The 11,963-nt window shown below is 70.7% G+C and carries 9 protein-coding genes; 4 read left to right on the forward strand and 5 right to left on the reverse strand.

Annotated elements, in window-relative coordinates:
• Positions 1 to 5: 5 nt before the first annotated feature.
• Together ETAA1_RS09760 and ETAA1_RS09765 are read left to right on the forward strand one after the other, a co-directional pair.
• Positions 6 to 1,289, forward strand: coding sequence for an FAD-binding oxidoreductase (locus ETAA1_RS09760; RefSeq protein ID WP_145236959.1), 1,284 nt, complete (start codon positions 6 to 8; stop codon positions 1,287 to 1,289).
• Positions 1,290 to 1,302: 13 nt separating this feature from the next.
• A complete protein-coding gene (locus ETAA1_RS09765; RefSeq protein WP_145236962.1) occupies positions 1,303 to 2,628 on the forward strand; it encodes a (Fe-S)-binding protein in 1,326 nt (441 codons plus the stop codon).
• A 62-nt stretch (positions 2,629 to 2,690) separates the two neighbouring features.
• Here ETAA1_RS09765 and ETAA1_RS09770 read toward each other — a convergent pair whose 3' ends face one another.
• The 4 genes from ETAA1_RS09770 to ETAA1_RS09785 all read right to left on the reverse strand — a co-directional run bounded on the left by ETAA1_RS09770 (position 2,691) and on the right by ETAA1_RS09785 (position 7,083).
• Positions 2,691 to 3,209 (reverse strand): hypothetical protein, encoded by a 519-nt coding sequence (locus tag ETAA1_RS09770; RefSeq protein ID WP_145236964.1) that lies wholly within the window; start codon positions 3,207 to 3,209, stop codon positions 2,691 to 2,693.
• Positions 3,210 to 3,397: 188 nt separating this feature from the next.
• Positions 3,398 to 4,570 carry a serine hydrolase domain-containing protein gene (locus tag ETAA1_RS09775; RefSeq protein WP_145236967.1) on the reverse strand — a complete coding sequence of 391 codons (1,173 nt, stop codon included), beginning with the start codon at positions 4,568 to 4,570 and terminating at the stop codon, positions 3,398 to 3,400.
• A gap of 31 nt (positions 4,571 to 4,601) precedes the next feature.
• The gene (locus ETAA1_RS09780) at positions 4,602 to 5,114 is read right to left on the reverse strand and encodes an endonuclease V (RefSeq protein ID WP_238389404.1); all 513 of its coding nucleotides are present in this window, start codon (positions 5,112 to 5,114) and stop codon (positions 4,602 to 4,604) included.
• 103 nt (positions 5,115 to 5,217) lie between these two features.
• On the reverse strand, positions 5,218 to 7,083 hold the full coding sequence (locus ETAA1_RS09785) for a UbiD family decarboxylase (RefSeq protein ID WP_145236970.1): 1,866 nt from the start codon (positions 7,081 to 7,083) through the stop codon (positions 5,218 to 5,220).
• Positions 7,084 to 7,332: 249 nt separating this feature from the next.
• On the opposite strand from ETAA1_RS09785, the gene ETAA1_RS09790 reads away from it, so the two are divergent.
• Positions 7,333 to 7,713: a response regulator gene (locus ETAA1_RS09790; RefSeq protein ID WP_145236972.1), complete on the forward strand. Its 381-nt coding sequence runs from the start codon at positions 7,333 to 7,335 to the stop codon at positions 7,711 to 7,713.
• Positions 7,714 to 7,856: 143 nt separating this feature from the next.
• Entirely contained in the window at positions 7,857 to 11,486 is a 3,630-nt protein-coding gene (locus tag ETAA1_RS09795) for a tetratricopeptide repeat protein (protein ID WP_145236975.1), read from the forward strand.
• 87 nt (positions 11,487 to 11,573) lie between these two features.
• Here the strand turns inward: ETAA1_RS09795 and ETAA1_RS09800 are convergent, their stop codons facing one another.
• On the reverse strand, positions 11,574 to 11,954 hold the full coding sequence (locus tag ETAA1_RS09800) for an FKBP-type peptidyl-prolyl cis-trans isomerase (RefSeq protein WP_202920798.1): 381 nt from the start codon (positions 11,952 to 11,954) through the stop codon (positions 11,574 to 11,576).
• Between the last annotated feature and the right edge of the window lie 9 nt (positions 11,955 to 11,963).

The following is an 11,963-nucleotide window of genomic DNA, read 5'->3' on the forward strand; positions in this document are numbered from 1 at the left end:
CCCGGATGCCCCACACCGAAGGCATCCATAAGCTGACACCCACCGACCGCTCCCTCCCCGCGCCCCGGCCCGCCGTGGATTCGCCGCTCTCCATCGACGGCTCCCAGCCCCTTCCCGTCCGCCGGCCCGCCTCCGTCGCTGAGGTGTGCGAGCTGGTTCGCGCCGCGAAGGCCGCCGGCGAGGGCGTCTACCCCGTCGGCGGCCGCACCAGTTTGGACGTCGGCCTGCCCCCGACGAAGCCCGGGTTCGCGCTCGACGCCACGGCCCTCGACGCCGTCATCGACTACCCCGCCCGCGACATGACGATCACGGTGCAGGCCGGGGTCACGGTCGGGAAGCTGCGGGCGGCGCTCGCCGCGGAAGGGCAGTGGCTCCCCGTCGATGTTCCCCGCGCCGACGCGGCCACGCTCGGCGGCGCCGTCGCGCTCAACCAGAGCGGCCCGCGCCGCCTCGGCTACGGCACCCTCCGCGATTACGTGATCGGTGTCCAGTTCGTCGCCGACGACGGCCGCGTGGTGAACGCCGGCGGCCGCGTGGTGAAGAACGTCGCCGGGTACGACCTGATGAAGATCCACACCGGCGCCCTCGGCACGCTCGGCGTCCTGACGCAGCTGACGCTAAAGGTCCGTCCGAAGCCCGAAGCGGCGGTCGCGGTGCGGCTCGACTGCGAGGGGCCGCACCTGGCCGCCGTGCTGGACGTGCTCCACGCCTCCAAGTCGCGGCCGGTCGCCTGTCACGTGGCGCGTGCGACCGGGTCGCCGTGGCAGGTCACCGTCGTGTTCGAGGAGAAGGCCGCGACGGTGCCGTGGCAGAAGAGTACGCTCCTGGCCGATCTCGCCGCCGCGCCGTTGACCGCGGCCGAGGTGCTGACCGACGCCGACCCGAACGCCCTGATCCGCAAGGCGACCGACGCCGCGGCCGGGTGGCGGCCCGACGGCCCGGCGGCGCGGTTCGTGTGGAAGGCGAGCGTGCGCCGCAGCCGCACCGCCGCGTTTTGCGTCGCCGCGTCCGGGCTGAGCGACGCGATGACCGTTCACGCCGAAGGGCTCAGCGGCATCGTCCACGGCACAGGCGACGTGGACGAACCGACCGCCGCCGCGATGCTGACGCAACTGACGGCGCTTGCCGGCGACGGTTCCGTGGTCGTGCGGCGCTGCCCGCCGGCCTGGAAGGCCGCGCTGCCGGTGTGGGGGCGGCTCCCGGCCGACGTCGCCGTGATGCGGCAGGTCAAACACGCCCTCGACCCGGCCGACGTGTTCAACCCCGGGCGACTGTTCCCCACCATCTGACGCCGCACCCGACATGCCCACACCGCTCCCGGTCGTTCCGAACGTGGACTACGAACTCGTCCTCGACTGCGTCCACTGCGGCCTCTGCACCGCCAGCTGCCCCACCTACGTCGAGACGAGCAACGAGGCCGACTCGCCGCGCGGCCGCATCTACCTCATGCGCCAGGTCATCGACGGCGCCCTCGCACTCGACAACGACGTGAAGCGCCACCTCGACCTGTGCCTCAACTGCCGGGCGTGCGAGACCGCGTGCCCGTCGGGCGTGCAGTACGGCCGGCTGATCGAGCCGTTCCGCGAGTACATGGCCCACCTCGAACCCGGCCGACAGACCGCCACCCTCAGCGCCGTGCAGCGGTTCCTGCTGTTCCACGTCTTCCCGCACCGCTGGGCCAACCGCCTGAGCCTCGCCCCCGCCCGCCTCATGCAGTGGACCGGCCTCGACTGGCTGCTGAAGAAGACCGGCGCCGACCGCCTCATCCCCGGCAAGTTCCGCGCGATGAAGGACATGCTGCCGGCGCTGAAGCCGCACTACGGCCAGCTGCCGGAGGTGCTCGAACCGGAGGGGAAGCCGCGGGCGCGCGTCGCGCTGTTCCTCGGCTGCGTCGCCGACGCGCTGTTCCCCGAGACGAACCTGAACACCGCACGCGTGCTGCAAGCGAACGGCTGCGAGGTGTGGATCCCGCGCAACCAGGGGTGTTGCGGCGCCCTCCACTACCACGCCGCGGAGGAGGCGCCGGCCCGCGACTTCGCCGCGAAGAACTGCCACGTCTTCGGCGCCGACGACGCGGCACGGTTCGAGCGCGTGGACGCCGTCATCAACAACGCGGCCGGGTGCGGGGCACAGCTTAAGGACTACGCCCACATGCTGCACGGCACGCCGCACGCCGCGGCCGCGGCCCGCTTCCAGAGCAAGGTGCGCGACATCCACGAGTTCCTGATGGAACTCGGCCCGGTGAAGCCGACGCACCCGCTGCCGATCCGCGCGACGTACCACGATGCCTGCCACCTGCGACACGCGCAGCAGGTGTTCAAGCAGCCGCGGCAGTTGCTCGAAATGATCCCCGGGCTGGAACTAGTGCCGCTCCCCGAGAGCGAGCTGTGCTGCGGTGCCGCCGGCAGCTACAACCTGACGCAGCCCGAGATGGCGACGCGGCTCGGTGACCGCAAGGCGGCGAACGTGGGCGGCACAGGGGCGCGGGCGATGTTCACCGGCAACGTCGGCTGCCTGATGCAGATCACCCGGCACATGAAGGCGGTGGACCCGTCGGTGTGGTGCGCCCACCCGATCGACGCCCTGTGGGCGAGCTACAGCGGCGAGCTGCCGGTGGAGTTGAAGTAGCCCACCCGCTTGCGGCTTTGCGCCGGGTGGCGCGAAGCCGCGAGCGGCGGCACATGTGCATGTCAGTCGTCTACGACTTTCAGCTCCCGCTTGGGGAAGACCAGGCTCTCTGGAATCTGCGGAAACGACTTCCGTAGTTTCTCGGCGTCGAGCGATCCGTGCAGGAACGTCCAGGACTTGCCGTCATCCGGAGAAACGCCGACGACAAACCCCTTGCTTACAATCTTGCCTTGCGGCGACGCGATCTCGGTGGTCGTCGGGACGACGACGAAGAGTTCCCCGCCTTTCTTGACCGGGTCCGCCGGCTCACCCGCTCGGGCGGCCTTAAACTCAATTCCCTTCTGCTTGAAGGACTCCGCCCCGGCCTTGACCGTTGCCAGTGCCTTATCCCGTCCGCCCATCTGCTCGATGAGTTTGGGGTAGGTCGACGCGATGACCGCAGCGTGATCGCCCTTGACGGTCGCGGCTTGCAGTTCCTCCACTTTCGCTTTGACCACCCGCTTGATGGCCGCGTCGTCCGCGCGGGTTGCTGACGCGACGAGGGTGAGGCAGAGCATTACGAATCCGAACGCGCGCAACATGGCGCCCCCTTTGGAAGTCATCTCATCCCGCCACACTAGCCCGTACCCAGTTAGACTCGGGCGCGAACGACGAGCACGAGGGATTTCGCAACCGCCCTTCGCACCCAACGTCGGGCCTCGCTGAATCGGCCCGACCTACGATACTACTTCGCCCTGCCCCTTATGGGACTCGGTTCGCCGGCGAATGCTCACTTCACCGCGGCTACAGCCAGCTCCTGGAGCGTCTGGCGGAACGGGGAGGCGTCCCCGTTCGCCAGGCCGGTCCGCTGGATCATCAGCACCACGAACACGTCCTGCTTCGGGTCGATCCACCCCTGCGTGCCGAACGCCCCGCCGTGGCCATACGTGCCCGGCGACAGCATCGCCGTCACCCCCTTCGGCTCCTTCACCACCGCCCAGCCGTAGCCGAAGCTCATCCCGTCCACGAACCCCGTCTTGATGTCCCCCGTCTGCGTCCGCGTCATCTCGGCGACCGCCTTCTCGCTCAGGATTCGCTTGCCGTCCAGCTGCCCCTTGCCGAGCATCGCCCGGTACAGATTCGCCTGGTCGGCCGCGGTCGAAATCAGGCCGCCCGCCGGGATCGGGTGCTTCGGGTTCGCCGGCAGGCCCACCAGCCCGAACGGACCCGCCTCCAGCTTCCCGTCCTTCTTCCCATAGGTGAGGGCGACGCGCTTCATGTCCGCCGGCGTCGGGTAGAAGCGGGTGTCGGCCATGCCGAGCGGTGCGAACACGCGATCCTGCAGGAACGACTCGAACGACTTGCCGCTCGCCACCTCCACGACGCGGCCGAGGGTGTCGATGCCGGAGTTGCAGTAGCTCCACTTCGTGCCCGGCTCGAACATCAGCGGCTGCTTGGCGACTGCGGCGCTGGTCTCGGTCAGGGTGCGGTCGCGCTTGCCGTACACGTCGCCGAGGTCCGCCGGGTAGTTGCCCAGGCCGGACGTGTGCGTCAGCAGGTCGCGCAGCTTCACGGCCCGCTTGGGCTTCGCGCCGCCGGCGAGCGTGAGGTTGGCGAACTCGGGCAGGTGCTTCGCCAGGTCGTCGTCGGGGGACAATTTCCCCTCGTCGGCGAGGATCATGATCGCAATCGCGGTGATGGGCTTGGTCATGGACGCGATGCGGAACGGGGTGTCCGCCTGCATGGCGTCGCGGGCGGCGAGGTCGCGGAAGCCGACGGCCTCGTGATGGATCACACCGTTCGACCGGCCCACGAGCGTGACGGCGCCGGCGAGGTCGCCGGAATCGACGTACCGCTGCATGGCCGGCTTGATGGCGGCGAGCTTGCCGGCGTCGGGCGTCTGCGCCGGCGCGGGGATCAGCACCAGGGGTGCGACGAGTAGGGCGACGAGCGCGGCGCGCATGGGTGGCTCCGGGGAGGGTCGGAGCCTGAAGTTACGCGGCCCCCGGGTCGGCGTCAACCGGCGCCCCGCGGGCCAGCGCGTCCACCTGCTTGAGAAGTGTCGGGACGCGGTATGGGCCGTGCATCGCGGCCACCCACCCGGCGGCGACTGTCGCTTCGACACCCGCGGCGGTCACGTATAGTGGCGACCGGCTCGCCCCGCGACAGACCTCCACGGCCGTGGCCGACGCGAACCGGGTCTTGGCGACGCCGACCACCACGCCGCCGTGAACCGCGTGAAGGTGCCCGCCGAGGCCGGGCGTATCGCCGCCGAGCCAGACGTACCCGTCAACGACGACAACGTCGGGTCGCGGGCCGAGGGCGAGGACGCCGAGCAGGCACGGCAACTCGCGGCGGTAGAACGCCCCCGGCTCGTAGGCTGCAATCTCGCTGAAGGGGCGTACGGCTTCGCACTCGGCCACGGCCGCGGCCCACCCGCGGAACCACAATGCGGCCGCGACCGCCCCGCGGGTGCGGTAGTCCACGTCCACGCACGCGATCAGCAAATTGCCTTCCGTTGCAGACCCCTTCTAGATGTGCGAAACCGTCCAGCGGTTCGGACACCGGCCACCGGGGACGGAGTTCGCGCCCGCCTGTCGTCGTGAGGCATCAGCCCCACCGATGCAGCGGGCCGCCGCGGGCGAACAGCGGGTCGATTCGCTTCTCGACCGCAGGGTCGTCCTCAAGCGGCGGCGGCATGTGCGGCTTCAGCCGGGCGTCGATCACCAGCGGCCCGGTGCAGCCCCAGTGCTTCCGATGCGTGAACGCCCCGACTCCCCACACGTCCGAGGCCGGATCGCTTCGGGTGAACACCACCCACACGAAGTTCTCGACGGACCGGGCGACGAAGTCGGGATCGTCCACGATCAGGAGACAGGGGACAGGAGACAGGGAACCAGAAGCAGAAGCCAGCGCGGCGCAAAGCCGAAGCACGTCGGGGTCGCCGGCCGGTTCCTGGTCTCTGGCTCCTGTCTCCTGTCTCCTGGCCACCGGTCCCCGGACCGCTACCACGCCGGGCAGCACGACCCGCGGGTCGGCGAAGCCCTCCGGCAGGGCGAAGCCGGGCGGCAACTGCGTCGCCAGCTCGCGGCGCTTCGGGCCGGCGGCGGCCACCACCAGCTTGCTGCCGGCGTTCAGCCCCAGGCCGGCGCTGTAGTCCAGCGTGTCGATCGTGGTGCGCGTGTGGAAGTGCAGGTCGGTCTCCCAATCGACGCGCTCCAGGACGTGACGGAAGAACCCGGCCACGTCGTGGATGTCCAGGTCGGGGGCGTCCTCCTTCGCGGCGATGAACAGATACTTGGCCAGCGACAGCTGCCCCTGCCCGAGCACGGCGCTGGCGATGGTCAGCAACTCCTGCGGCTTGCGGCGCTCGGCGTAAGGCACGTACCGCTCACTACCGATCGCCAGGAGCAGCGGGTGCACCCCGGCCGCGTCCACGGCGTGGACCGCGTGCAGGCCGGGGATCACCGTCGGGATGACAGGGCCGGTCAGGTCGTGGATCAGTTCGCCGAACGACGTGTCCTCCTGGGGCGGCCGGCCGACGACGGTGAACGGCCAGATCGCGTCCGGGCGGTGGTACACGGCATCCACCGTCATCACCGGGAACGGGTGCGTCAGGCTGTAGTAGCCGAGGTGGTCGCCGAAGGGGCCTTCGGGCCTGGTGCGGGACGGGTCGATGAACCCGCTGATGACGAAGTCGGCCTCCGCGGGCATCGGAAGGGGGCCGGGCTTCACCAGCCTCAGCCGCCGCCCGCCGATCGCGGCGGCGAAGGCGAGTTCAGGCAGCCCCTCCGGCAGGGGCATCACCGCCGCCAGCGGCAGTGCCGGGGGGCCGCCGACGATGATGTTCACGGGAAGCCGCTCGCCGCGCCGCACCGCCGCCGCGTGGTGGACGCCGATGCCGCGGTGAATCTGGTAGTGCAGGCCGCACTCGCGGTCGGGCTCGTAGTCGTTGCCGCCGAACTGCACCCGGTACATGCCGAGGTTCGACTTCGCCCAGCCGGGCCGGTCCGGGTCTTCGGTGTACACCGCGGGCAGCGTCACGAACGGGCCACCGTCCATCGGCCAGCACTTGAGTTGCGGCAACTGCGACAGCGTGGTGCGGCCGGCGAGCACGGGGCCACGGCGGACGAACTTCGGGCGTAGCTTCCACGCCGCGAGCGGCACGTCCCAGTAGCGCCACGGGCGGCGGGCGAAGTTCCCCGGATCGACCTTCAGCTCGACGAGCTTGCGGACGGTGGCGAGGGCGTCGCGGAACAGGAAGCGGGCGCGCTTTGGCGTACCGAACAGGTTCGACGCCATCGGGAACGGCGTACCGCGGACGCGTTCGAACAGCAGCGCCGGCCCGCCGGCCCGGTACACGCGGCGGTGGACGGCGGCGGCGTCGAGGTGCGGGTCGATCTCGGCCGGGAGGCGGACGAGCTGTCCCGTGCGCTCTAAGTCGGCGACGCACGCCCGCAGGTTCGGGTATCCCATCCCGCTCCCAATTCGTGCACGAATAGTGTGACTTCCGGCCACGGCCTGTCGCCATAACCGTCGCCGCCGAGTGTGGTTAACCCCGTACCCGCGTCGCGCGGCAATTCATCTCGGCGCAAACCTGTTGGACCAGACCGGAAATTCCGTCAGGCAGTTGAATCTTTCGAAGCTTTTCCGAACTGATCGCCTGGAAGCCCCCGTCTGGACGAGTATCGTGGATTCGTTCTTACCCCTCCATGGGCGGTTCCGATGCTGCCCCCGCCGCACCAACCGCCTCAAGTCGTGCTCCTCGTGGACGACGAGCCGATGATCCGTGAACTCGGCCGGGCCGTCCTGGAGCCTGCCGGGTACGTGGTTCATACCGCCGATGACGGCGACACCGGCGTCGCGGCCTATGCCGCACACCGGCCGGCGCTGGTCGTCATGGACTTGACCATGCCGCGGATGTCTGGCCGCGAAGCGTTCCTGCTCATCCGGTCCTTCGACCCGGCGGCGCGGGTACTGTTCTCGACCGGGTTCGCGGCCGACGACGTGACCACGCTGGCCGGCCCGGTCGGGATGCTCCCCAAACCCTACCGCCCGACCGAACTGCTCGACGCAGTCCGCGCCGCACTGCCGACCCCGGCGTAGGCCCCGGCTACTCCCATCGTTTTACTCCGATCCGGTGATCCGGGTGGGATGCGCGATTTCTGCGGGCCGGCGGTTGCGGTGGGCATGCCCACTGCCGACAATACACCTCCCGCCGTCGCCCTCCCGCCGGGAGTCCGCCCGTCATGCTCGTCCGCACACTCCCGGCCGTCGCCTTCGCTGTGGCGGCGCTCGCCGTCCCCGTCGCGGCCCAGCCGCCGACCCCCGAACAGCAGGCCGCCCAGCTGCTGACCACGGGGCAGAAGGCGTTTAACGACGCGAACCCCGCCTTCGCCGCCGACCGGTTCCGCGAGTACCTCCAGAAGTACGGCGGCAACAAGGACGCCCACGCCGCCCGCTACGGCCTCGGCCTCGCACTGCTGGAGATTCAGCCGCCCGACTACCAGAAAGCCGTCGAGGCGCTGGCCCCGGCGGCGAACGAAAAGGCGTTCGCGGACCAGCCGCTGGCGCTGTACTACCTGGCCGCCGCGCAGCGCGGACAGGGGCACAAGGAACTCGCCGAGGCCGTCGCCCGGCCGAACGAACTGCCGCAGCGCACCCAGGCCGCGAACGGCCGCTTCACCGAGGCGATGAAGCACTTCACGCTGGCGCGCGAAGCCTTCGAGAAGAAGCCGGACGCGGCGTGGGCCGCCCGCGCCCGCTGCGACCAGGCCGAGATGGAACTGCGGCTCGGCAAGACGAAGGAGGCCCGCGCCACCACCGAGCCCTTCGCCAAGGACGCCGCCTTCGCCGCGAGCAAAAGCCGGCCGCTCGGCCTGTACTACCACGGCGTCGCCAGCTTCCTCCTCACCGACTACCCCGCTGCCGGCAAGTCGCTGAGCCTGCTGGCGCCGTTCGAGCAGCCGTTCGGCCCGCACGCGCGGTACCTGCGCGGCCGGGTGCATTCCGCCGCCGGCGAGAAGGCCGAGGCCGCCGCCGCGTTCGACGCGGTCATCGCCGGCTACGAGAAGCAGAAGAAAGACGCGCAGACCGCGCTACAGCAGCCGGACCGCTTCAAGAGCGACCCGTGGGAGAAGGCCCGGCTCGAAGCGCTGGTGAAGAACCCGGCCCCGGACTACGTCGCGGGCAGCGTCTTCTACGGGGCCTGCCTCGGCTACGAGGCCGGCAAGTTCGGCGAGGCGCTCGGCAAGTTCCAGGCGTTCGTGAAGGACAACCCCGCGGCCGCGCTCAAGGACGACGCGCAGTTGCGCGCCGGCTTCTGCCTCGTGCAGCTGAAGCAGAACGACGACGCGCTGAAGGCGCTGCAGCCGCTGGCGAACCACCCGAAGCTCGCCGACCAGGCGCTGTACTGGCTCGGCAGGGCGCACGCCGGCCGGGCCGCTGCCGCCGACCCGAACAACGCCCAGCAGAAGGCGCAGCTGTTGAACGAGGCGATCGGCGTCCTCCGGCAGGCGAGCGACCGCGCCGGCCAGCTCGCCGGCTCCGCCCCCGACGCGAAGGCCCGCCGTGGCGAGATCCTGCTCGAACTCGCCGACACGCACCTGACCGCCAAGCAGCCGTCGGACGCCGCCCGCACCTACGAGGCACTGCTTAACGAGAAGCTGCTCCCCGATCGTGCCGAGGAGACGCTCGAACGCCTCGTCAGCGCGCTGCACCTGGCTGGCGACCTACCCGCCTCCGACGCCCGTGCCGCGGCGTTCCAGCAGCAGTACCCGCAGAGCCCGCTGCTGCCGTCGGTGCTGTTCCGCGTCGCGGAGAACCAGTACGCCCGCGCCGAGAAGGCCGGCAAGGAGAACAACGCCGCCGCCGCGAAGGCCGGGTTCGCCGACGCGGCCAAGAAGTACGAGGCGCTCGTCGCCAAGTTCCCGGAGTTCGAGCGGGTGCAGCGCGCCCGCTACGGCATGGCCCTGTGCCACGTGGCCGCCGACGACTTCGAGAAGGCCGCGGAAGTGCTCGACCGCATCCCCGGCCCCGACCGCACCGGCGACCTCGCGGCCGTGCCGTTCGTGCTGGCCGACTGCCTGATTCGCACCGCCCCGGCGAAGGCCGAGGACGCGCTGCAGGACAACATGCTCCGCGAGAAGCTCGGCAAGGCGGCCGACATGCTGGACGCCTTCGTGGCTGCGAACCCGAAGGCGCCCGAGGCGGCCGACGCGCTCGTGAAGTTCGGCTACTGCCAGAAGCGGCTCGGCGTCCAGCTCGCCGCCGGGAACGAGAAGAACGAAGCGCTGAACAAAGCCCGCGCCGCGTTCGAGCGTGTCGGCCGCGAGTACGGGGCGTCGCCCGTCGCCGGGAACGCGGCGCTGGAGCGGGCGCAGGTGATGGCGTTGCAGGGCGACAAGGGCGGGGCCACGAACGCGCTGGCCGCGTTCGCCAACGACCCGCTGGCCAAGTCGCCGGTGGCGCCGCTGGCGTTCGTGTCGCGGGCCACGCTGCTCCGCGAGCAGAACCAGGCCGGCAACGCCGCCGGCGTGATGCAGGACGCCCGCAACCGCTTCGAGGGCCAGCTCAACGGCGACACCGCCCGGCGCGACTGGGTGCATCTGCTTCGCTATCACCACGCGGTGGCGCTGTTCGAGAGCAACAAGTCGCAGGAGGCGCGGAACCTGTTCGACCAGGTGACGCGCGAGGCCGTGCAGAAGCCGATCGGAGCCGAGGCCGGGCTCCGCGGCGGCCAGTGCCTCGTGGCCGAACAGAAGGCGGCGCTGGCGGACGCCGAGAAGGCCAAGGCCGCGGCAAAGGCCGACCAGCTGGCCGCGGCCGACGCCAAGGTGAAGGGCGCGAAGGCGGGGCTCGTGGAAGCGGCGAAGGTGCTGGAGCGGCGGGCCGACGAGTTCAAGCCGCACCAGCCGCAGGGCGAGGCCCGCGCCCGGATGCTGTACGACGCCGCGTGGGCCTACAAGGCCGCGGGCGCCGACCCGACGCCGGCCTACACGAAGCTCATCGCCGAGTTCCCGACGCTGTCGCTCGCCGTGGACGCGAGGCTAGAACTGGCCGAGTTGCTGGCCGACGCCAAGAAGCCCGACGACGCGGCGAAGCTGCTCAAGGACGCGCTCGACGCCGAGCCGGTCGACAAGGCGACGCCGCCGGACACGACCGACCGCGTGCGGGTGCGCTACGGCGCGGCGCTGTTCGCCAAGAAGGACGTGGCCGGGGCGCTGGCGCAGTTCGAGGCCGTGGCCGGGAACGAGAAGTCGGCGCAGCGCGGCGTGGCGACCTACCGCGCCGCGGAGTGCCTGCTCGCGGCCGGCAAGACGGAGGAGGCACGGGCGAAGCTCGTCGTCTTCCGCGACAACGGGGCGTTCCACAACGTGCCGGGCGTCAGCGACCGGGCCGTCCTGCGGCTCGGCCACGCCCTCAGCGACCTGAAACAGTGGGAGCCGAGCCGGCAGACGTTCGAGACGCTGATCGGCCGCTACGGCGACGGCAGCGCGTGGGCCGTGGACGCCCGTTACGGCATGGGCTGGGCGCTGCAGAACCAGGGCCGCTTCGACGACGCCGTGAACCAGTACGCCCAGGTGGCCCAGAAGACGACGGACGACCGGGCCGGCAAGGCGCACCTTCAGATCGGCCTGTGCCGCGCCGCGCAGAAGCGGTGGGACGACGCCGGGAAGGCGTACTCGACGGTGTACTACGGGGCGTTCCCGGCGGAGTTGCAGGCGGCGGCGATGGTCGAGCACGCGCGGGTGCTGCTGGAGCAGAAGAACGTCGCGGAGGCGACGCGACTGTTGGACCGGGTGCCGCGCGACCTGCCGGCGGACAGCCCGTGGACGACCGCGGCGCGGGAACTGCGGCAGCGGATCGGGAAGCAGTAACGGGGAGCAACCAGAAGTGTTGCCGCATGCGGCTTGGCGCTGCGCAGCGCCAAGCCGCATGCGGCGAAGACCCGAGCCGTCGACACTTTACTTCGTGCCCAGCAGTTCGACGCGGAACACGAGCGTGGCGTTCGGGCCGATCAGCCCGCCGGCGCCCCGGCTGCCGTAGGCCACCTCCGGGGCGAGGTGCAGCACCCGGGTGCCGCCCACCTTCATCCCCACCAGGCCGTCCCGCCAGCCCGCGATGACCTGGCCCAGCCCAAACTCGATTTCCTCGTTCCGCTTTACGCTGCTGTCGAAGATCGTGGCCTTGTCGTCGGTCAGCCAGCCGGTGTAGTGGACCTTCACCCGCCCACCGGCCTTGACCGCCTCGCCGGCGCCCACGACCTCGTCGTGGTACTTCAGCCCCGGCTTCATCTCCTGCCACGGCGTCGCGGCGAGGTCGGGCCGCTTGAGTTTCTCTTCCATCGGTGTGCC

Origin of the sequence: Urbifossiella limnaea, assembly GCF_007747215.1 — a bacterium.
Classification (GTDB): Bacteria; Planctomycetota; Planctomycetia; order Gemmatales; family Gemmataceae; genus Urbifossiella; species Urbifossiella limnaea.

What these genes read in the sequence shown, in the direction of transcription:
- ETAA1_RS09760 (WP_145236959.1), top strand. Translation starts at nt 6, where the DNA reads ATGCCCCACACCGAAGGCATCCATAAGCTGACACCCACCGACCGCTCC.
- ETAA1_RS09765 (WP_145236962.1), top strand. Translation starts at nt 1,303, where the DNA reads ATGCCCACACCGCTCCCGGTCGTTCCGAACGTGGACTACGAACTCGTC.
- ETAA1_RS09770 (WP_145236964.1), bottom strand. Translation starts at nt 3,209, where the DNA reads ATGTTGCGCGCGTTCGGATTCGTAATGCTCTGCCTCACCCTCGTCGCG.
- ETAA1_RS09775 (WP_145236967.1), bottom strand. Translation starts at nt 4,570, where the DNA reads ATGCGCGCCGCGCTCGTCGCCCTACTCGTCGCACCCCTGGTGCTGATC.
- ETAA1_RS09785 (WP_145236970.1), bottom strand. Translation starts at nt 7,083, where the DNA reads ATGGGATACCCGAACCTGCGGGCGTGCGTCGCCGACTTAGAGCGCACG.
- ETAA1_RS09790 (WP_145236972.1), top strand. Translation starts at nt 7,333, where the DNA reads ATGCTGCCCCCGCCGCACCAACCGCCTCAAGTCGTGCTCCTCGTGGAC.
- ETAA1_RS09795 (WP_145236975.1), top strand. Translation starts at nt 7,857, where the DNA reads ATGCTCGTCCGCACACTCCCGGCCGTCGCCTTCGCTGTGGCGGCGCTC.
- ETAA1_RS09800 (WP_202920798.1), bottom strand. Translation starts at nt 11,954, where the DNA reads ATGGAAGAGAAACTCAAGCGGCCCGACCTCGCCGCGACGCCGTGGCAG.